The sequence below is a fragment of the Nocardiopsis sp. NPDC057823 genome (genome assembly GCF_042797335.1).
GTDB lineage: Bacteria > Actinomycetota > Actinomycetes > Streptosporangiales > Streptosporangiaceae > Nocardiopsis > Nocardiopsis changdeensis.
Genome location: NZ_JBHVLR010000020.1, coordinates 115377 through 134470, shown reverse-complemented (window position 1 = coordinate 134470; position 19094 = coordinate 115377). Strand labels below are relative to the sequence as shown.

Here is a 19094-nt window from a genome sequence, read left to right as displayed (position 1 = left end):
GGGTCCGCCTCAGGGAGGAGGATCCACCGTGCAGACTTCCACACTCGCCTCCGCCGCGGCGGCGGCGGCCCTGGTGTACGCGACCGCCTGCGGCCCCGTCGGTGTCGACACCACCGGCGGGGAGGGGGAGCGGACCGAGACCGCTCCCCCGCCGTCGGGGAGCCCGTCCGGGCCCCCGTCGCGGCCGCCCGGCGGCCAGGGGGAGCAGGAGGGGTCCGACAGCGGTCCGGGCAGGACGGAGGAGCCCGGCGGGGGCGCGGCCGTCCACCTGCCCCTGGGCGGCTCCCACACGTTCGCGGACGGCTTCTCGGTGAGCATGGGCCCGGTGGAGCGCCGGACGGAGGGGGACGAGGACCGGCGCGCGCCCCGGGAGCCCGGGGACGGCGCCACTCCGCGGGAGGGGCCGCCGGAGGGCGGGGAGTCCCCGGATGAGGGGGAGTCCCCCGGGGAGGCCCCGCAGGACGGGCCCTCCGGCGGGGAGTCCCCCGAGGACGCCTCCCCTGGGGAGGAGGGGACCGACGGAGAATCCCCCGGGGACACCGGCCCTGAGGAGGAGGGATCCAACGGAGAGTCCCCCGAGGACACCGCTCCCGAAGAAGAGGAATCCGGCGGGGAGTCGCCCGGGGACACCGGCCCCGCCGAGGAGGAGTCCGAAGGGGACGGCCCCGCCGGGGAGTCCCCGGAGGAGGTCCCCGAGCAGCCGGGCGAGGGCCCCGGGGAGGACGAGTGGGGCGAGGAGGAGACCCCGCGGGAGCCGCAGTACGACGCCCTGCACTACTTCGCCTGGACGGTCACCGCCACCAACGGCACCGGCGCCCCCGTGCACACCGGATCGCCGCTGGACACCTGCGCCGTCGGCGATCCGCTCCAGGAGTCCATCGCACCCGCCATGGGCGAGAGCGTGGACCCGCCGCGGAGCCTCGCACCCGGTCGAAGCGGGAGCTGGGACGCGGACTGCCTCATCACCGAGGGCGACGTGCCCCTGCAGTGGACCCTGGAGTTCTACGACGAGGAGGGCGAGCCGCTGTACCCGCCGCTGGTGTTCTCCGGCGACGTGCCCTGAGCCCCGTCCGGGGCGCGGCTCAGCCGTTCTTGACGACGATGCTCTCCACCGTGTTCGCCACGTGCTCGAACGCGTCCGCGGCCGTCTCCAGCTCCTCGATGACGTCCTTGAGCTTGAGCACCGTCAGCGCGTCGTACTCGCCGCTGAACAGCTTGGCCAGGAGCTTGCGGTAGATCCGGTCCGCCTGGTTCTCCAGCTGGTTGATCTCGATCCAGTACCGGGTGAGGTCCTGCATGGTGCGCAGCCGCGGCATGGCCTCGGCGGTCAGCTCGGCGGCGCGCTCCAGCACCTCGATCTGGTCGATGATGCCCTTGGGGAGGCGCTCCAGGCCGTACAGGCCGATGAGGTCGACCGCCGCCTCCATCGAGTCCATGACGTCGTCGAGGTTGGAGGCCAGCCGGTAGATGTCCTCCCGGTGCATGGGGGGTGCCGAGCTCTTGTTGAGGCGGCGCATGATCGCGTGCGTGGCGTCGTCGCCCGCGTGCTCGCAGGCGCGCATCTTCTCGGTGATGGCCTCTCGGTCGGCACCGTCGCTCATCAGCTCCACCAGAAGGCGGGCCGCGATGACCAAATTGTTCGCCGAATCGGTGAACATCTCGTAGTAGCTGTCATCACGCGGGCGCAAACGCAGGCGCACGTCGTCTCTCCCGATGGTGCGGTGGGTCTTCCTTGGTGGATGTTAAGCGGGTCCGCCGAGCGGCTCGTCTTGACGCGAGGGTCCGTCGCGTCGATCGCGTGCGCGGTCATCCCTCGTTCACTCGGCGGCACCGGTGCGTGGAACTCCCTGGGGGAAGGGGCCCATCGCATTCCTCCCAATCTCAACGACACCGGGACGGTTCGGGACGCTACCGTGTTCCGGGCCCGCTGACCAGCGGTGCGCTGAGACACGAATCACCCGATCGGTGGGAGACCGGTGGACGCCGACCCCACGGTTCTCCGATGTCCACTTTCGGGCCATTGGGCGGCAATGGCAAGTATCCCTCTCGTTCACCCGCACGTTGCCCCGCTCCGGTCGATCCGGCTTCCCGGACCCCCGGCCGCCACCTCCCCGACGCCGCCCGGGGCCTGTTCCCGGGTGTTCTCCGGTGTCACCGGGGGTCCGGAGGCCCCGGGAGGGCCCGTGGCCGCGGGCCTGCGGCCGGGGACGGCGGGTGGGCCGAAGGACACGATCTAGGCTCGGACCCATGCCGTCCAACCTCACTCCCGCACTGGTGCGCCGGGTCCGGCTGGCCCTGGCCGAGGCGGGCGCCACCACCCCCGAGAACCTGGGACCCGAAGACGCCGTGGCCCTGCTCGTGCGCACCGCGATGGCCCCCGGCGCCGCGCCCAAGCTGGTGAAACTCGCCGTGCGGGCCTCCCTGGCCCTGCTCGCCGACCGGGCGCCCGGCAACTCCCTGGAGGTCCGCGTCCCGCCGTTCGGAGCCGTACAGGCGATCGAGGGCCCACGTCACACCCGGGGCACCCCTCCCGGTGTGGTGGAGACCTCCCCCGCCGTCTGGCTGCGCCTGGCGACGGGCGGAACCGCCTGGGGGCAGGCGATCGCGGACGGGGAGGTCCAGGCCAGCGGCACCCGCTCCGACCTGTCCGAACACCTGCCCCTGTGGCCCCGGGTGGTCCCGCCCTCGTCCCCAGGCACTAAGCTGTGAGCGTGTCGTACTCCGACGGCCGGCTCTCCATGGACCTCGATCCGCTCGAACGCGGCCCGCAGGACGCCTGCGGTGTATTCGGGGTCTGGGCTCCCGGCGAAGAAGTCAGCAAGCTCACCTACTTCGGTCTCTACGCATTGCAGCACCGCGGACAGGAATCCGCGGGCATCGCTCTGAGCGACGGGGAACGGATCGTCGTCTACAAGGACATGGGACTGGTCTCCCAGGTCTTCAACGAGGCGACCCTGGACTCCCTGCGCGGCCACCTCGCCATCGGCCACTGCCGCTACTCCACCACCGGCTCACCGGTGTGGGAGAACGCGCAGCCGACCTTCTACACGGCGCGCGAGGGGGGCCTGGCCCTCGGCCACAACGGCAACCTGATCAACACCCCGGAACTGGCCGCGCTGCTGCCCGACACCCGGCGCAACGCGACGACGGACACCGAGGTCCTCACCAACCTGCTGGCCTCCCGGGCCCGCGACGGCAGCACCGTCGAAGAGGCCGCCATGGAGCTGCTCCCGCAGGTCCAGGGCGCCTTCTCCCTGGTGTTCATGGACGAGAACACCCTGTACGCGGCCCGCGACCCGCAGGGCATCCGCCCGTTCGTGCTGGGCCGCCTGGGCGAGACCTCCGGCGCGGGCGGCTGGGTGGTCGCCAGCGAGACCGCCGCCCTGGACATCGTGGGCGCCGAGGTGGTCCGCGAGATCGAGCCGGGCGAGCTGCTCACCATCGACGAGCGCGGCGTCCGGTCCCGCCGGTTCGCGCCCGCCCGCCGCAAGGGCTGCCTGTTCGAGTACGTCTACCTGGCCCGCCCCGACACCACCATCGCCGGGCGCAACGTCAACTCCACTCGCGTGGAGGTGGGCCGCCGCCTGGCCAGGCAGCACCCGGTGGACGCCGACCTGGTCATCCCGGTGCCCGAGTCCGGCACCCCCGCCGCGGTCGGCTACGCCGAGGAGAGCGGCATCCCGTTCGCCCAGGGCCTGGTCAAGAACTCCTACGTGGGCCGGACCTTCATCCAGCCCAGCCAGACCCTGCGCCAGCTGGGCATCCGGCTCAAGCTCAACCCGCTGCGCGAGGTCATCCAGGGCCGCCGCCTGGTGGTCGTGGACGACTCCATCGTGCGCGGCAACACCCAGCGGGCACTGGTCCGGATGCTGCGCGACGCGGGCGCCGCCGAGGTGCACGTGCGCATCTCCAGCCCGCCCGTGCTGTGGCCCTGCTACTACGGGATCGACTTCGCCACCCGCGCCGAGCTCATCGCCGCGAACCTCTCGGTGGACGAGATCGCCGCGTCCGTGAACGCCGACAGCCTGGCCTTCGTCGAGCTGGACGAGCTGATCGCCGCCACCACAGTGCCCAAGAACGACCTGTGCCGGGCCTGCTTCGACGGCGTCTACCCGATCGAGGTGGACCCCGCCGCGCGCGGCAAGTACCTGCTGGAGAAGTCCTGCGGGACTCCCGAGGGATCCACCCTGGCCACCAGCACCAAGTAACCGTCCGCACGGCGTCACCGCCGTGCGGACGTCCGCCGTGCCCCGGATCCGACCGCGGGGCCGGCGGGCCGTCCGGCACAACGAGCACCAACCATCACAGCACGAGGAGAACTCGCGTGGCAGCCGACAGCAAGACCACGGGGGCGTACGCCGCCGCGGGCGTCGACATCGCCGCCGGGGAGCGCGCCGTCGACCTGATGAAGCGCCATGTCGCGCGGACGCGGCGCCCCGAGCAGGTCACCGACGCCAGCGGATTCGCGGGCCTGTTCCGCCTGGACACCGCCAAGTACAAGGACCCGGTGCTGGCCACCTCCACCGACGGCGTGGGCACCAAGGTCCTGCTCGCCCAGAAGCTCGACCGCCACGACACCATCGGCATCGACCTGGTGGGCATGGTCGTCGACGACCTGGTCGTCAGCGGTGCCGAGCCGCTGTTCATGACCGACTACATCGCCTGCGGGTCGGTGGTCCCCGAGCGGATCGCCGAGATCGTCGGCGGCATCGCCGAGGGCTGCCACCAGGCCGGGTGCTCCCTGATCGGCGGGGAGACCGCCGAGCACCCCGGGGCGATGGGCCCCGAGGAGTACGACCTGGCCGGCGCCGGGACCGGCGTGGTGGAGGGCGACGCGATCCTGGGCCCGGACCGGGTCCGCGAGGGCGACGCCGTCATCGCGATGGCGTCCTCGGGCCCGCACTCCAACGGCTACTCGCTGATCCGCCACATCGTGGACACCGCGGGGCTGGACCTGCGGGCGCACGTGCCGGAGCTGGGCGGGGAGCTGGGCGAGGTCCTGCTCACGCCGACCCGGATCTACGCCAAGGACTGCGTGGCGCTGACCGGCGCCGTGGAGGTGCACGCGTACTCGCACATCACCGGCGGCGGGCTCGCCGCCAACCTGTCGCGGTCCCTGCCCGGCCACCTGGACGCGGTGCTGGACCGCTCCACCTGGACGCCCGCCCCCGTGTTCGGCCTGCTGGCGGAGCGGGGCGGCGTGTCGCGGGAGGACATGGAGGCCACGTTCAACATGGGTGTGGGCATGGTGGCGGTCGTCGCGGCGCAGGACGAAGGGCGCGCCCTGGACGTGCTCTCCGAGCGCGGTGTCCCCGCCTGGCGCCTGGGCACGATCGTGTCCGGTTCCGGGCTGGCCCGCCTGGACGGCGAGCACCCCGGCGCGTGACGGACGCGAACATAGCCGGTGCGAACCACCGCAGTGGTTCGCACCGGCTATATCCACCTGTCCGGCCCGGCCCCTGGTGGGGGACCGGTGGTGTCCGCAGGTCTGCTGTGTTGCCCGAGCGACCTGGAAGCCCCGCCCGACGTACTGCTACTTGTCGGACTCCGAGTACTTCTCGGCGAGATCCGCGTAACGGTCGATCAGGTCATCGTGAGAATCCGCGTAGGAATCGTCCGGACCCGGTCCGGTCGGTCCCTCATCCTCAGCGACACCCAGCTCCGACCGCAGCCGATCAAGGTCGGTCCCACCGGTGCTGTACTTGAGCTTCCGGGCGACCTTCTGCTGCTTGGCCTTGGCTCGGCCGCGCCCCATTGGCTCGACCCCCTCAACGATGGGGTTCCGACGGAACCCCGGATCACTTAACTAACCCGCACTGAACGGGCTGACGGCCGTCAAACGCGACTGACGACAGGCGTCAGCTTACGTACACGTACAACCGTACCTGGTCGGGCCCCGCCGTGCCTACGCCACCCGGGTGTGACGGATGTGGTGCGGGGACGCGGCACGCCCCGGGGCGCCGCCGGTCGCCACCCTGCAAACCCTCCCCGACCGGCGGATACGGGGTTCGGGCGTGGCGAGTGCCACACGGCGGGATGTGTGCCACGATGCGTTCCGTGCTGCCCTACACCGCCTATCTCCGCGTCTATCAGCCGATCGAGTCGTTCGCGCCGGACGAGCGGAGACGCTGGGAGGAGTACGCGCGGTCCCCCGACCGGCCGCGCCGCGCGCACGCGCTGGCCGCCGAGCAGGCCGAGAGCCTGGGCCGGCTGGTGGTGACCCCGCCGGTCCTGGCGCCGCGCGAGGAGAGCCGCAACGCGTACCTGCGCCGGGTGGAGGGGCGGCTGTACGTGTGCCCCTGGGAGACCCGGCTGCGGTCGTGGCGGGCGTTCGCGGACTTCGCGGAGCGGGTCCCCCCGGCGCTGAGCGAGGCGTTCGTGTCCGAGCGGGAGGCGGAGCGGGTCGAGGACGGGTATCGGGAGTGGCGGGCCTCGGGCGCGCGCCTGCGGCCGGGGATCCTGTCGAGCAACTGGGCGGTCCCGGTGGCGTGGTTCGTGCCCTTCTCGGACGGGGAGCGGCGCCTGGTGCCGGAGGCGGGGCCCACCCGGGCCCTGCTGTACCTGACGCGGACCGCGACGGGCCTGGAGCGCCTGGAGCGCACGGCGGCGGTGCTGACGGAGTACATCGGGCGGCACGCCGTGTCGGCGGCCACGGAGGGGCTGGTGGAGTGGCTGCGGGCGGTGGCCCATCCGGGTTCGCTGCTGGAGCTGGACTACGGCGGCCTGGTGCACCTGCTGGACGACGAGCACCTGGCCGGGGAGCGCTCGGTGGCGGAGGTGGCCGCCGCGGTGGAGGCGCTGGCGGCCGGCGACGCGGAGCGGGTGGTGGAGCTGCGGGACCGGCTGCTGCGCAGGTGGAGGTCGATCCGCGCCCTGGAGCACGCCAACTGAGGGTGATGAGATGCCCAGATTTTCGTGGACACCGACCCCTGGGTGTCGTGAAATTCCGGCGCCGACACCCCCGCGACGCGCCGCCCGCGAACCTGGTACACCAGGTTTCTTTCCGCCCGGCGTACCCGTTTGCGCACGTGACAACGGTGCGAGCCCGGACGTCGTCCGCGCACGACATCAAGCGTGGTGAAACTGGGCATAACGCCCGTTAGTGATCGACGTAGACTGTAGCCGTCCGATCACCGAAAGCACCGCCGTCCATCGGAGAACCCCTACCGCGCGGGCGATCCCGCGCGACCCGACCGCCCCGGGGCGGCCCGCGGAGGGGGATCCCGCCCCCGGCGGCCCCGCCCTCCCCCGGCGGGCCGGCCGAAGGCGCGATCCAGCGGGCAGCAGGCCCGGCACCGGGGTTTCGGTCAGACCTCTGTAGCACTTCGTGACCTCCGGATCGAGAAAAACAAGGCCCGAGAACGAAGTTTTGACCGAATACGCCACATGCCACTAAACGTGTCGCTAGAATCACTTAGCGTGACGCAGCCACGGGCGGCTTTCCAGGGCCTCCCATGAGCAAAGTTGCTGAAAGTGGCTGCACCATCACCTCGGGTGATGCCAATATGGACTCATATTGGACATCCGGGCGAAGCGCCAGGATCACAGGCTCAAGGATCGGCACACAGATCCAGGAGGAGAGGCCGTACACATGTCAACTCGCACGCCCGAGGCGGAGCCCCTGTTGACCCCCGCCGAGGTTGCCACCATGTTCCGCGTGGACCCCAAGACCGTGACGCGCTGGGCCAAGGCGGGCAAGCTGACCTCGATCCGCACCTTGGGCGGACACCGTCGCTACCGTGAGACGGAGGTCCGTGCCCTGCTGGCCGGCATCCCCAGCCAGCGTACGGAGTGATCTCCCCGGTCTGAGCCGCTGGTTCCGGGGGGAAACGGCCGGACGGGCTCCGGCCGTGCAGGCAGGCTGACAAGACCCGAGGGCGGGCCTTCACCGAGAAGGCCCGCCCCCTTGTGCTCCCGGGGCGCCTCCGGGGTACGGCGGCCCGGGCCCCGCACCCCCTCCCACCTGCGGATGGGACATTCGTACCGACGGGGTCCGTACATTTCCATCTACAGCGGGCCCCGGCCGCTCCGTAGCGTTCGGGGCATGGACAGGACGCAGGCGGCACCCCCGGCCGTGGAACTCAACGGGGTCGTCAAGGAGTTCGGCGCGGTGCGCGCCGTGGACGGCGTGGACCTCGGCATCGGCGCCGGCGAGCGGGTCGCGCTGCTGGGCCGCAACGGCGCCGGCAAGTCCACGACGGTCGACATCCTGCTGGGGCTGGACACCCCCACCTCCGGGACCGCCCGGCTGTTCGGGGGCGCCCCCCGCGCGGCCGTCGACGCGGGCCGGGTCGGGGCGATGCTCCAGGACGTCCGGCCCGTCCCCCGGGTCACCGTGCGCGAGCTGGTCGGGTTCGTCGCCCGCACCCACCGCGCCCCCATGCCGGTCGCCGAGGCCCTGGAGCTGGCCGGGCTGACCGGGGTGGCCCGCCGCCGCGCGGACCGCCTCTCCGGCGGCCAGACCCAGCGGGTGTGCTTCGCCCTCGCCCTGGTCGGCGACCCCGACCTGCTGATCCTGGACGAGCCCACGGCCGCCCTGGACGTGGCCGCCCGCCGCGTGTTCTGGGATTCCGTGCGCGCCCTCACCGAGCGCGGCACCACCGTGCTCTTCTCCACCCACCACCTGGACGAGGCCGACCTCAACGCGGACCGGGTCGTCGTCATCGACCGCGGCCGGGTCATCGCCGACGACGCCCCGGACCGCATCCGCCGCTCGTTCGGGACCGGCATGGTGTCCTTCGCGCTGCCCGACGGCGCCGAACGCCCCGCGGGCCTGGAGGGCCTGCCCGGAGTGGTGTCCGTGGAGGACCTGGGCGGCCGGATCCGGCTGCGCACCGCCGACTCCGACGAGACCGTGCACGCCCTGAGCGCCCTGGTCCGGGTGCGCGACCTGGAGGTCGCCACCGCGAACCTGGAGGACGCCTTCATCGGCATCACCTCCGAGTCCTCCCCCTCCCCCGCCCGAGCCCGGAAGGCCGACCGATGACCCGCACCGCCGTCCTGCTGACCGCCTACGTGGGCCTGGAGCTCCGCCGCACCTACCGCGACCCCGGGTTCATGATCTTCGGGCTGGGCACCCCCGTGCTGATGTACGTGCTGTTCACGAGCATCGGCCGCGGCGACGGCCCGGCCGACCCGGGCTGGGCCGTGGTGTCCATGGTGGGCCTGGCCGCCTACGGCGCGCTCGGCTCCGGTCTGTCGGCCGGGACCGCCGTCGCCGAGGACAAGGGGACCGGCTGGCTGCGCCTGCTGCGCCTGCTGCCGATGCGGCCGTGGACGGTGGTGGCCGGGCGGGCGATCACCGGGTCGCTCATGGTGCTGCCCTCCGTGCTGCTGGTCCTGGCCACCGGGGCGCTGCTGAACGGCGTCCGGCTGGAGGCGTGGCAGTGGGCCGTGCTGCCGCTGCTGCTGTGGGTCGGGGCGCTGCCGTTCGTGCTGCTGGGCATCGCCAACGGGTACCGGCTGTCGCCCTCCGCGGCCGGGACGACCAACATCGTGGTCAACCTGCTGCTGGCCCTGCTCGGCGGCCTGTGGTTCCCGCTCTCGGAGTTCCCCGGGGCGCTGGCGGACCTCGCCGCCTGGTCTCCGGGCCACCTGTTCGGGGCGCTGGGGTGGGCCACCGTGGACGGGGCCGCGCCCTCCCCCGGTACCGTGGCGGGGCTGCTCGGGTGGACCCTGGTGTTCGGGGCCTACGCGGTGCACTCCTTCCTGCGACCGGCGACGAAGGGCTAGGAACGCGATGGACGACCGGTCCGGGGGTGATGGGGCGGCCGGCGCCGCCGGCGGTGGCGGTGGTGGCGGCGGTGGCGGGGACGACCGCGAGGGCTGCGGTGTCGTGGACCCCGTCGCGGCGCTGGGACCGGTCGGGCCGCCCGGGCGCACCGGGTACCTGCCCGGGCTGCTGCTGACCGCGGGGGCCGTCACCGACCTGTTCGACGGCGCCCGCTGGCCCTGGTTCGGCTGGGCCGGGCTGCTGGCGGTCTCGGCCCTGTACGCCGCCGTGGTCACCCGGGACCTCTCGCCGCCCCGGTACGCGGGCCGGGGCCTGCTCTGGCTGCTGGCCGCCCAGGCGGCGCTGACCACGGTGTTGGCGCTGGTCTACGGCGACACCTGGGTGTTCCTGTTCATGATGGCGGCGCTGGCCTGCGGGACCGCCCTGCCGACGGTGCCGCTGGTGGGCGCGCTGATCGTGCTGGGCGGGGCGGCCGGGGTGATCGCCGGGCACCGGGGCGACGCCCTGTGGCTGCCGATGGTCTCCGGGTACGGCACGTTCATCTCGGGGGTCATGGTGTCCGCGCTGCTGGGGCTCAACGAGACCGTGCGGGAGCTGCGCCGGACCAGGGAGGAGCTGGCCCTGGCCGCGGTGGACCGGGAGCGGCTGCGGTTCGCCCGCGACCTGCACGACCTGCTCGGACACAGCATGTCGGTGATCGTGGTCAAGGCCGAGGCGGTGCGCAGGCTGGCCCCGCGCGACGCGGCGGCCGCCGCCGCGCAGGCCGCCGACATCGAGGAGGTGGGGCGGCGCTCGCTGACCGAGATCCGGGAGGCGGTCTCCGGGTACCGGGAGGACGGGCTGACCCGCGAGCTGGAGCGGGCGGTCCCGGCCCTGGAGGGGGCCGGCATCGCCGTGGCGGTGCGCCGGTCGGGGCCGCCCGTCCCGGCGCGGGCCGAGGCGGTCCTGGGCTGGGTGGTGCGCGAGGCCGTGACGAACGTGCTCCGGCACAGCGGCGCCGCGTCGGCGGAGCTGTCCGTGGAGCACGCGGACGGCACCGTCCGGGTCACCGTGGCCGACGACGGCGGGGGCGGTCCCGCGCCCGGCGGGGGCCCGCGGGAGGGGCGACGCGACGGCCCGCGGGAGCGGCGCGGAGGCGGGCACGGGCTGGCCGGGCTCGGCGAGCGGCTGGCCCTGGCGGGCGGCCGGCTGGAGAGCGGGGCCCTGCCCGGGGGCGGGTTCCGGGTGGTCGCCGAACTCCCGGTGGCGGACGGGGAGGCGCTGCTCCCGTGAGGGGCGGGGCGGCCGGGCGCGCCCGAGGCCCGCGGGACCCGCGGGACCCGCGGGTCCGGGGCGGGGAGCGGTCGCCCGCGCCGGGGGCGGTGCCCTAGGGTTCGGCCCATGAGTGCTGCCGACACCCCCTCCTCCCCCGTCCGGGTCCTGCTGGCCGAGGACCAGGGGATGATGCGCGACGCGATGGCCCTCCTGCTGGGTCTGGAGGAGGACCTGGAGGTCGTGGCCCTGGTGGCCGACGGCCCAGGGATCGTGCCCGCCGCGGTGGAGCACCGGGCGGACGTCGCCGTGCTGGACATCGAGCTGCCCGGCGGCAGCGGCCTGGAGGCCGCCGCGGAGCTGCGCGAGCGGCTGCCGTCCTGCCGGGTCCTCATCGTCACCACCTTCGGGCGCCCCGGCTACCTGCGCCGCGCGATGGAGGCGGGCGCCGCCGGGTTCCTCTGCAAGGACGGCCCCGTGGAGGAACTGGCCGAGGCGATCCGGCGCGTGGCCGCGGGCGGGACGGTGGTCGACCCGGGCCTGGCCGCCGCCGCTCTGGGCTCGGAGCCGGATCCGCTGACCGCCCGGGAACGCCAGCTGCTGGCGGCCGCCAGGGACGGCTCCACGGTCGCCGACATCTCGGCCCGGCTGCACCTGTCGGAGAGCACCGTCCGCAACTACCTGTCCTCGGCCATCGGCAAGACCGGCACCCGCAACCGCACGGAGGCGGCGCGGGTGGCCTACGAGAAGGGCTGGCTCTGACGCCCGGCCCGGGCCTCAGTCGCCGATGCGGTCGTCCATGGCGGAGGTGCGCTTGCGGGCCAGGAAGGTGGCGGCGGACCCGCCGCCGATGGCCACCAGCGCAGCGGTGACCAGGGCGGCCAGGGAGCTGCCCGTCATCGCCAGGTCGTTGCCGGGGCGCTGCTGCGCCTGCGGGGCGGTGCCGGTCCGGCCGTCCGGGGACGGGGAGGCCCCCGAGTCCGCCGCGTAGGTGGAGCCCAGCGCCCAGGAGTCGGCGAAGTCGACGGTCAGCCCGTTGCCGTCCTCCGCCTCCCCCACGTTCACGGTCACGCTGAGCCGGGAGCGGGCGCCCTGGCCCCGCCAGTCCGGGTCCTCGTCGTCGAAGGTCTCCTGGACGCTCGCGAAGTGGACGGCCACCGGGACCTCCAGGACCGTCTCCCCCTCCTCGTCCACGACCTCCAGGACGTCCTCCACGACCTGGGCGCGCCCGGGCCGCAGCGGGTCCACGGGCACCCCGAACGCCCTGAGGGCGCCGTGCTCGAAGCCGCTGCCGGTGTGCCCGTCGTACCCGGCCGAGGCCGTGGTGACGACGTCGGCCACGGAGACCTCCAGGGCGTCGTCGGCCTCCAGGGGGCCCTCGGCCGCGAACCGGCGCGTGGAGGAGTCGTCCAGGGCGACCACGCCGTCCGTCGGGCTCTCGCTCGGGGAGGGGCTCGCGGGGCCGGAGTCCTCCGGGCCGGGGCTCTCCGACTCCTCCTTGAGGTGGGAGTGGTCCCCGTCGGCGGGCGGCTGCTGGGGCCGGGGCTCCTCCCCGCCCTCCGGGGTGGGCACGTCCCAGTACGGGGAGAGCGGCTCCTCGCCCTCCTCGGAGGTCGGTTCGGCGTCCAGGGTGTCCGGGGCGGACGGGGAGATGTCGATGCCCGCGGGCACGTCGATCATGCCGAGGGCGATCAGGTCCGTGACGGTGAGGCGCAGGACGGCCGAGTCCACGACGGCGGTGGCGGCCGCGCCCTCGGCGCCGATGACGGTGCGGCTGGAGCCCTCGATGTCGACGTAGGGGGCGAGGGGGCCGTACACGTCGGCGGTGTCGCCGCGCGCCTCGTTGTCCCCGCCGAAGCTGACCGCGGTGGAGTAGCCGGAGACGGCGTCGCCGTTGGCGGCCCAGGCCTGCGCGTTGCCCCAGACGAGGGGGTCGACGGCGGTGGCCGCCGCGGCGGCCGGGGGCGCGGACAGGGTCAGGCCGAGCGCGGCCGCGAGCACGGCCGCGGCCGTGCCGCCGAGGAGGCGGTGTGCTGTCGTTCTGGCGGGGGTCACCACGGCACTCCTGTAGCTACTGGGGGATGTCCGGCCGTACGGCCGGCCCCGTCCTCCGGCCCGGGGCGCGGTTCACGGGGAGCGCCGCGTACGAGGTCGCGGCATGCGGGGCGGCGGGGACGGTCGCCTTCCCGCCCCGGGGGAAGGGTCCGTGCGTGGCGGGGCGCGGAGCGCCCACACGGCCGAGCCTAACCGCTCGATCACGAATCGGAAACCGTTCTCCGGCGCGTGATCGCTCACCGTGAGGGGTCGGATGCCGGATCAACGGCCGGGGGCGCGGAAGAGTTCCGGCGGCCGGGAACGCGAACGGCCCCGGGGAGGAGTCCCCGGGGCCGTTCAGGCCACCGTGTCACCGGCGGGTCAGGGCCGGCGGTGCGGTGTGGGTCGCCTAGTTGTCGTTCTCCTCGGCGGGAGCCTCGACGGCGGCGTTCTTCTTGCGGCGGGCCAGGTAGGCGGCGGCGCCACCACCGGCGGCGATCGCGGCACCGGCGGCGATCAGGCCGCCGATCGGGCTACCGGTCGTGGCCAGGGCCTCGGGGTTCTCGACCTTCTTCGGGTCCTTCTCCGGGCCCTTCTCGTCGTTCGGGTGGGTCGGCTTGGGCTTCTCCTCGCCCTCGCCTTCACCCTCACCGTCGCCGCCACCGTTCTCGGTGTTCTCGACGCCGACGGCCGCGACGCTCTCAGCGAGGTCGACGTAGTAGAAGGGCGCGTCCTCGCCCTCGACCGTGAAGGTCAGAGCGAAACCGGTGTAGGCGTCGTCCCAGTCGATGCCGTACTCGTCGTCACGGTAGGAGTCGACACCCTGGTAGGAGTCCAGGCCCACCCAGACGCTGATCTCCTCACCGCTGGAGAGGGTGACGGCGTCGGCCTCCTCGACGACCGGCTCGGGAGCGTGGTGCGTGACCTCGCCGTCCCACGACTGGGTCGTCGTGGTGGTGATGTTGGAGATGTTGGCGCTGAGGACGATCTCGTCGGAACCCGAGACGTTCTCGCTGTTGCTCTCGTCCAGGGTGACGGTGTCCTCGGTCGCGGCCGGGGCCTCTTCGACCGGGGGCTCCTCGACCGGCGCCTCCTCGACCGGGGACTCGGTCTCGACCGGGGTCTCCGGCTCGGCCGGGGTCTCGGTGGGCTCGCCCTCGCCGGGCTCCTCCGTCGGCTCGCCCTCGGTCTCCTCGGCGGGAGCGCTCTCCTCGGCGGAGGGGTCCGCCGACGGGTCGGCCTCGGGGCCGGACTCGTCGGCCTCGGGGAGGTTCTCCTCGATGATGTCCTCGACATCGGAGACCGTGATCTGGAGCCTGGCGCTGTCCACCGTGGAAGTGGCGCTCACACCGTTGTCGTCCACGGTGACGCTGTTGCTGCCGGAGAAGGTGAGCCAGTTGCCCACAGAGCCGGAGTACTGGGTACCGCTGGTGCCGTCGTAGCTCGTGGAGACACCCTGGCCATCGGCGACCGAGGCGTAGGCCCAGCCGTAGTACACGGGGTCGGCGGCGGCCGGCATGGCCGTCGCGATGCTCAGCGCGCCGAGGGCCGCGAAAGCGGCACCGCCCTGAATGACACGGCGAGCGGCGATCTTGGTGTTCTTCAAATCAATCCTCATAGGGGATTCCGACCAGTGCTCAGCAGGTCGGCCCGGCTCAGTGCAACACTCGCGGGCGGGGTGCGGCCACGCGGCGCGGGGGTACTGCGGCCGGGGTTCGGATGGGATGGGGAGGCTCGAAAAAACGGCTTCCACCAGGGAGAATCGACAGCGGCCTCGGACGGAGGGGCCGGCGGAGCCGATGCGGGATACTTCCCGTTTCCTCACGGAAACCTTACACCGGCCGAATGCCCGAAAACATCCGAAAATAGATCACAAGAAGATCACGAGAGAAACTCGGATTACACTGCGCACAGGAACGGATTCGCTCGAAAATTTTTCCTTGTATCGTGTAAACCGATCCGACTTCCAGGCGTCTTAATAAGAAGTACCGCGCGAGGACCGGGGTGTTCCGCCCGGTTCGCCCGGTAGGTTGTGGACATGCCCGTCTCCGCACCGCCAGGGCCCCGGAGCCGCGCCACCCGCGCCCTGTACCTCATCCCGCTCCTCGCGCTCCTCGCCACCGGCTGCGCGTCGGCCTCGGGGGCCGAGCCCGACGCCGACCCCACCGCCGCGATCCCGCTGCCGGGCCCCGACGACGGATCCTCGGACGAGGGCTCCCCCGGCACCGCCGGCGCGGGGGACGGCGCACACGAGCCCGTCGGCGACGGCCCGCTGCACGACCGGGTCGTGGTCATCGACCCCGGGCACAACGGCGGCAACGCCGAGGCCTCCTCCGAGATCAACCGCCTGGTCCCCGCCGGCCCCCAGCAGAAGGCCTGCGACACCGTCGGCGCGGAGACCGGGTCCGGCTACCCCGAGCACCTCTTCAACTGGGAGCTCTCCCTCCTCGTCAAGGAGCGCCTGGAGGCCGACGGCGCCACCGTGATCCTCACCCGCGAGGACGACGAGGGCGTGGGCCCCTGCATCAACGAGCGCGCCGAGATCGGCAACGAGGCCGACGCCGACGCCGCCCTGTCCATCCACGCCGACGGCGGCCCCGAGACCGGGCGCGGCTTCCACGTGATCGTGCCGGGCGAGGTCGAGGGCTACACCGAGGAGATCGTGGAGCCCTCCCGGGAGCTGGCCGAGGACCTGCGCCGCGAGTACCGCGAGGGCACCGACATCCCCTATGCCGACTACCTGGCCCAGGACGGCCTGGACGAGCGCACCGACCTGGGCGGGCTCAACATGTCCACCGTGCCCAAGGTGTTCCTGGAGGCCGGGAACATGCGCAACCCCGAGGACGCCGCCCTGCTGGAGGACCCGCAGTGGCAGGAGCGGGCCGCGAACTCGATCGCCCGCGCCCTCGCCGTCTACCTCCTGCGGGAGTGAGAGCGGGGACACGCGTCCGCTGTCGGCCACGGGGCCGGTCCGCTATGGCGCGGGCCGCAGGGCCCTCGGCATAATGCGGGCATGCAATCCCCCATGACGGTCCCGGACTTCGACATCGTGCTGCGCGGATACGACCGCGTCCAGGTCGCCGACCTGGCGCACCGCGCGCTCGCCGCGCTGTCGGCGGGCACCGGGGCGCCACCGGCCGCGCGGGCCCCGGAGGGCGGGGAGCCGATCACCTCGGCCGAGCTCGCCTCCGCCCGGTTCGACGTGGTCCTGCGCGGATACGACCGCACCCAGGTCGGCGACTGGATGGACGGCGTCGCCCGGGAACTCGCCCTCCTGGAGTCGCGGGACGGGAGCGCTCCGGCCCCCTCCGGCCCCTGGGACCCGCCCGTGGAGACCCCGCCGCCGCTGCCGGAGTTCGACGTCGTGCTGCGCGGATACGACCGCGTCCAGGTCTCGGAGCTCCTGGACCGGGCGTTCGCCACCCTGGCCGCCCGCACCGGGGTCCCCTCCCCCGTCGCGGTCCCGGCCGGGACCGCCGCGATCACCGCGGACGAGCTCGCCTTCGCGCGGCTCGACGTGGTCCTGCGCGGGTACGACCGCACCCAGGTCGCCGACGCGCTGAACGACCTCGCACAGCGCATCGCGCGGTCGGAGGCGCACAGCGGGCCGGAATGACCACCCCGAGAACCTCCTGAACTGCACAATAGGGACCATGCCTCTGACACCGGCGGACATCCGCAAGAAGAAGTTCCACACGGTGCGTCTGCGCCCGGGATACAACGAGGAGGACGTCGACGCGCTGCTCGACCGCATCGAGAGCACGCTCGTCGCATTGGAGGGCGGGCCGCGCACGGGCCCGCTCATCACGGCGGAGGAGGTGCGCAACTCGCGCTTCCGGACCACCCGGCTGAGCCCGGGGTACCGCGAGGACGAGGTGGACGACTTCCTCGACGTCGTGGTCGCCGACCTGGCCGGGCGCGGCCTGGGCCGCTCCGGACCGGCCGCCCCTCCGCTGCCGCCGCACCCGGCGGCGGGGCCGCAGGCGGGCGGCGCGGCGGCGCCCGGGCCCGGGCCCGCGGGCGGCCGGGGGCGGCCGGGGCCGCCGCCCCGGATGACGCCCGAGCACGTGCGCGACCAGCAGTTCGCCACGACGCGGCTGACCACCGGCTACAACGAGCAGGAGGTCGACGAGTTCCTGGACCGGGCCGAGTTCACCCTGGAGGTGCTCCAGCAGGGGCGGCCGGAGCGGGCGACGCTGTCCGCCAAGGACGTGGAGCGGGTCCAGTTCTCGACGACCCGGGCCCGGCCGGGGTACGACCCGGCGCAGGTGGACCGGTTCCTGGACGTGCTCGCCGAGGAGCTGCGCCGGTACGAGCAGCGCTGAGGGCCCGACGGAGGGGCCTCGAAGGGGTTCCGGACAGCGGCGCGGACCGGGGGAAGGTGTCCGTTAACCGTCGTTGACACGCCGTCGGGCTCTAAGCCCATCCCAGAGGAAGCGGAAAGTAATATTTGGACACAGGGAGTGATCATCCCTGTCCACATTCCCGCGCCCGAGGGGAGGCCTCCATGTTCCATCCCGCGCCCGCGCAGGGCCGCTTCAAGGGGTGTTCGGTGCACGGGGCGGGTGGCTGCGGATACGTCCCGGAGACCCGGTACCCGGCCGCGCCCTACTGCCGGTCCGTCCGACCGGGCGGCCGCGGGCCCTACGAGCTGGGCGACGGCGAGGAGATCGTCCCGGCGCCCGCCCACCCGTGGGAGGCCCCGCTGTTCGTCGTGTGCGCGGTCGCGAACGTGCTGCTGCTGGGCCTGGGCGCGCACCTGCTGGCCGTGCTGACCGGTACCTGGCAGGCGCCGGTCCTGGCGCTGGCGGCCGTCCCGGCCGGCTGCTGGCTGGTCCGGGGGCTGCGGTACGCGCGGCACCGGGCGGAGTCGGTGAAGATCTCCCCCACCCAGTTCCCCGAGGCGTACCGGGTGGTCGCGACGCTGTCGGCGGCGATGGGGGTGCGCACCCCCGAGGCGTACGTGCGGGTCGACGGCGGCCGGGCCGACGCGGGGGCGCACGGGCTGCGCCGCTACCTGGTGCTGTCGGGCGAGCTGTTCGACGACGACGGGCGGGTCGGCGACCCGGACGCGCTGGCGTTCACGGTGGCCCACCAGCTCGGGCACGTGGTGGCGGGGCACACCGGGTTCTGGCGGCGGCTCGCGGTGCTGGGTGCGGAACCGGTTCCGCTGCTGGGGGCGGCGCTGGCGCGCTGCTCGGAGTACACGGCGGACAACCACGCCTACGCCCACTTCCCGGAGGGCGCGCACACCGTGCGGGTGCACGCGGGCGGGGTGCGGCTGTACCCGCGGGTCAACATGGGCGAGATGGCCGACCGGGCGCGCACCGACCGGGGGTGCACGCTGCTGCTCTACCACCTGCTGTCGCGCCGCCCCGGCAACGTCCGCCGCATGGCGGCCCTGCGCGACCGCGGCCGCCGCGGCCGCGTCTTCCTCTGACCCGCGCGCGGGCGGGTTCAGCACCGCCGGCCCGCTCCCGCGCGGGGCGGCCCGGACGCCGGGGCCACGGGGCCCGCAGCGGCGGGCACGGCCTGCCCGGGCCCGGTGGGTCCGTCCGGGCACCCGCGCCACAGGCCCGCCGCGACCGCCCCGGGCAGGGATCAGCGGACGTAGAAGGGCTCGGGGCGGGCCTCCCGGGCGTAGGCGATGCGGTCGAGGATGCGCTCCGACATGGCGGGCAGCCCGCCGGGGGCGAACCAGCCCACCTCCAGGGTCTCGTCGCCGCCGGCGTCGAGGGCGCCGCCGACCGGGCGGCAGCGGAACGCCAGGTCCAGGAACTGGACCCGGTCGCCGTTGGGGTAGACGTAGGGGTCCTGGCCGAGCACGCTGACCAGCCGCTCGACCTCCACTACCAGGCCGGTCTCCTCCTCGACCTCCCGCACCACGGCGACGGCGGGCTGCTCCCCCGGTTCGAGGATGCCGCCGGGGGTCGCCCAGCGGCCGTCGTCGGCGCGCCGGTGCAGCAGCACACGGTCGTCCTCGTCCAGGACCACGGCGGTGACCCCCACCAGGGGAACCAGGGCCGGGCCGATCTGATCGCGCAGCTCGCGCAGGAACTCGGGAACGGGCATACCC

19 protein-coding genes are annotated in these 19094 nt (G+C 73.6%); 14 read left to right on the top strand and 5 right to left on the bottom strand.

All coding sequences use genetic code 11. From position 1 onward, the window contains the following. Positions 1–28 precede the first annotated feature (28 nt). On the top strand, positions 29–1063 hold the full coding sequence (locus tag ACFVNO_RS26255; protein WP_355257158.1) for a hypothetical protein: 1035 nt from the start codon (positions 29–31) through the stop codon (positions 1061–1063). 19 nt (positions 1064–1082) lie between these two features. On the opposite strand, the gene ACFVNO_RS26250 is transcribed toward ACFVNO_RS26255, so the two are convergent. Next, entirely contained in the window at positions 1083–1700 is a 618-nt protein-coding gene (locus tag ACFVNO_RS26250; protein WP_220564532.1) for a DUF47 domain-containing protein, read from the bottom strand. A gap of 547 nt (positions 1701–2247) precedes the next feature. Here ACFVNO_RS26250 and ACFVNO_RS26245 point away from each other — a divergent pair. The 3 genes from ACFVNO_RS26245 to purM all read left to right on the top strand — a co-directional run bounded on the left by ACFVNO_RS26245 (position 2248) and on the right by purM (position 5386). After that, positions 2248–2709, top strand: a complete 462-nt coding sequence (locus ACFVNO_RS26245) for a sterol carrier family protein (RefSeq protein WP_355257162.1) — start codon at positions 2248–2250, stop codon at positions 2707–2709. A gap of 2 nt (positions 2710–2711) precedes the next feature. Further along, positions 2712–4208 (top strand): amidophosphoribosyltransferase, encoded by a 1497-nt coding sequence (gene purF / locus ACFVNO_RS26240; protein ID WP_220564530.1) that lies wholly within the window; start codon positions 2712–2714, stop codon positions 4206–4208. A gap of 116 nt (positions 4209–4324) precedes the next feature. Next, positions 4325–5386, top strand: a complete 1062-nt coding sequence (purM, locus tag ACFVNO_RS26235; RefSeq protein ID WP_355257165.1) for a phosphoribosylformylglycinamidine cyclo-ligase — start codon at positions 4325–4327, stop codon at positions 5384–5386. A 147-nt stretch (positions 5387–5533) separates the two neighbouring features. On the opposite strand, the gene ACFVNO_RS26230 is transcribed toward purM, so the two are convergent. Continuing rightward, on the bottom strand, positions 5534–5755 hold the full coding sequence (locus ACFVNO_RS26230; RefSeq protein WP_220564528.1) for a DUF3073 domain-containing protein: 222 nt from the start codon (positions 5753–5755) through the stop codon (positions 5534–5536). A gap of 302 nt (positions 5756–6057) precedes the next feature. On the opposite strand from ACFVNO_RS26230, the gene ACFVNO_RS26225 reads away from it, so the two are divergent. The 6 genes from ACFVNO_RS26225 to ACFVNO_RS26200 all read left to right on the top strand — a co-directional run bounded on the left by ACFVNO_RS26225 (position 6058) and on the right by ACFVNO_RS26200 (position 11746). Further along, the gene (locus ACFVNO_RS26225; RefSeq protein ID WP_355257168.1) at positions 6058–6891 is read left to right on the top strand and encodes a hypothetical protein; all 834 of its coding nucleotides are present in this window, start codon (positions 6058–6060) and stop codon (positions 6889–6891) included. Positions 6892–7591: 700 nt separating this feature from the next. Then, positions 7592–7795, top strand: coding sequence for a developmental transcriptional regulator BldC (gene bldC / locus ACFVNO_RS26220; protein WP_013155387.1), 204 nt, complete (start codon positions 7592–7594; stop codon positions 7793–7795). Positions 7796–8044: 249 nt separating this feature from the next. Then, positions 8045–8986: an ABC transporter ATP-binding protein gene (locus tag ACFVNO_RS26215; protein ID WP_355257171.1), complete on the top strand. Its 942-nt coding sequence runs from the start codon at positions 8045–8047 to the stop codon at positions 8984–8986. Then, complete coding sequence (locus ACFVNO_RS26210) at positions 8983–9732, top strand: ABC transporter permease (protein WP_355257174.1); 750 nt, start codon at positions 8983–8985, stop codon at positions 9730–9732. Before ACFVNO_RS26215 ends, ACFVNO_RS26210 begins: the two co-directional genes overlap by 4 nt. Positions 9733–9739: 7 nt before the next feature. Next, positions 9740–11005 carry a sensor histidine kinase gene (locus ACFVNO_RS26205; protein ID WP_378896435.1) on the top strand — a complete coding sequence of 422 codons (1266 nt, stop codon included), beginning with the start codon at positions 9740–9742 and terminating at the stop codon, positions 11003–11005. 108 nt (positions 11006–11113) lie between these two features. Further along, positions 11114–11746: a DNA-binding response regulator gene (locus tag ACFVNO_RS26200; RefSeq protein ID WP_378896432.1), complete on the top strand. Its 633-nt coding sequence runs from the start codon at positions 11114–11116 to the stop codon at positions 11744–11746. A gap of 15 nt (positions 11747–11761) precedes the next feature. On the opposite strand, the gene ACFVNO_RS26195 is transcribed toward ACFVNO_RS26200, so the two are convergent. Both ACFVNO_RS26195 and ACFVNO_RS26190 read right to left on the bottom strand, forming a co-directional pair. Continuing rightward, positions 11762–13039 carry a hypothetical protein gene (locus ACFVNO_RS26195; RefSeq protein WP_355257183.1) on the bottom strand — a complete coding sequence of 426 codons (1278 nt, stop codon included), beginning with the start codon at positions 13037–13039 and terminating at the stop codon, positions 11762–11764. Positions 13040–13427: 388 nt separating this feature from the next. After that, the gene (locus ACFVNO_RS26190) at positions 13428–14624 is read right to left on the bottom strand and encodes a cell wall protein (RefSeq protein ID WP_378896429.1); all 1197 of its coding nucleotides are present in this window, start codon (positions 14622–14624) and stop codon (positions 13428–13430) included. A 432-nt stretch (positions 14625–15056) separates the two neighbouring features. Between ACFVNO_RS26190 and ACFVNO_RS26185 the strand changes: the two genes are divergently transcribed. The 4 genes from ACFVNO_RS26185 (at position 15057) to ACFVNO_RS26170 (ending at position 18458) form a co-directional block, all read left to right on the top strand. Then, positions 15057–15950, top strand: a complete 894-nt coding sequence (locus ACFVNO_RS26185; RefSeq protein WP_378896426.1) for an N-acetylmuramoyl-L-alanine amidase — start codon at positions 15057–15059, stop codon at positions 15948–15950. An 81-nt stretch (positions 15951–16031) separates the two neighbouring features. Continuing rightward, positions 16032–16634, top strand: a complete 603-nt coding sequence (locus tag ACFVNO_RS26180; protein WP_355257192.1) for a DivIVA domain-containing protein — start codon at positions 16032–16034, stop codon at positions 16632–16634. Positions 16635–16662: 28 nt separating this feature from the next. Continuing rightward, a complete protein-coding gene (locus tag ACFVNO_RS26175; protein ID WP_378896460.1) occupies positions 16663–17343 on the top strand; it encodes a DivIVA domain-containing protein in 681 nt (226 codons plus the stop codon). 182 nt (positions 17344–17525) lie between these two features. Then, positions 17526–18458: a M48 family metallopeptidase gene (locus tag ACFVNO_RS26170; protein ID WP_255646990.1), complete on the top strand. Its 933-nt coding sequence runs from the start codon at positions 17526–17528 to the stop codon at positions 18456–18458. A gap of 161 nt (positions 18459–18619) precedes the next feature. On the opposite strand, the gene ACFVNO_RS26165 is transcribed toward ACFVNO_RS26170, so the two are convergent. Beyond that, the gene (locus tag ACFVNO_RS26165; RefSeq protein WP_220564519.1) at positions 18620–19090 is read right to left on the bottom strand and encodes an NUDIX domain-containing protein; all 471 of its coding nucleotides are present in this window, start codon (positions 19088–19090) and stop codon (positions 18620–18622) included. Between the last annotated feature and the right edge of the window lie 4 nt (positions 19091–19094).

Bases quoted from the DNA above. Each gene is read 5' to 3' on its own strand.
- ACFVNO_RS26245 (WP_355257162.1), top strand. From the start codon at position 2,248: ATGCCGTCCAACCTCACTCCCGCACTGGTGCGCCGGGTCCGGCTGGCC.
- ACFVNO_RS26230 (WP_220564528.1), bottom strand. From the start codon at position 5,755: ATGGGGCGCGGCCGAGCCAAGGCCAAGCAGCAGAAGGTCGCCCGGAAG.
- bldC (WP_013155387.1), top strand. From the start codon at position 7,592: ATGTCAACTCGCACGCCCGAGGCGGAGCCCCTGTTGACCCCCGCCGAG.
- ACFVNO_RS26215 (WP_355257171.1), top strand. From the start codon at position 8,045: ATGGACAGGACGCAGGCGGCACCCCCGGCCGTGGAACTCAACGGGGTC.
- ACFVNO_RS26210 (WP_355257174.1), top strand. From the start codon at position 8,983: ATGACCCGCACCGCCGTCCTGCTGACCGCCTACGTGGGCCTGGAGCTC.
- ACFVNO_RS26205 (WP_378896435.1), top strand. From the start codon at position 9,740: ATGGACGACCGGTCCGGGGGTGATGGGGCGGCCGGCGCCGCCGGCGGT.
- ACFVNO_RS26200 (WP_378896432.1), top strand. From the start codon at position 11,114: ATGAGTGCTGCCGACACCCCCTCCTCCCCCGTCCGGGTCCTGCTGGCC.
- ACFVNO_RS26185 (WP_378896426.1), top strand. From the start codon at position 15,057: ATGCCCGTCTCCGCACCGCCAGGGCCCCGGAGCCGCGCCACCCGCGCC.
- ACFVNO_RS26180 (WP_355257192.1), top strand. From the start codon at position 16,032: ATGCAATCCCCCATGACGGTCCCGGACTTCGACATCGTGCTGCGCGGA.
- ACFVNO_RS26170 (WP_255646990.1), top strand. From the start codon at position 17,526: ATGTTCCATCCCGCGCCCGCGCAGGGCCGCTTCAAGGGGTGTTCGGTG.
- ACFVNO_RS26165 (WP_220564519.1), bottom strand. From the start codon at position 19,090: ATGCCCGTTCCCGAGTTCCTGCGCGAGCTGCGCGATCAGATCGGCCCG.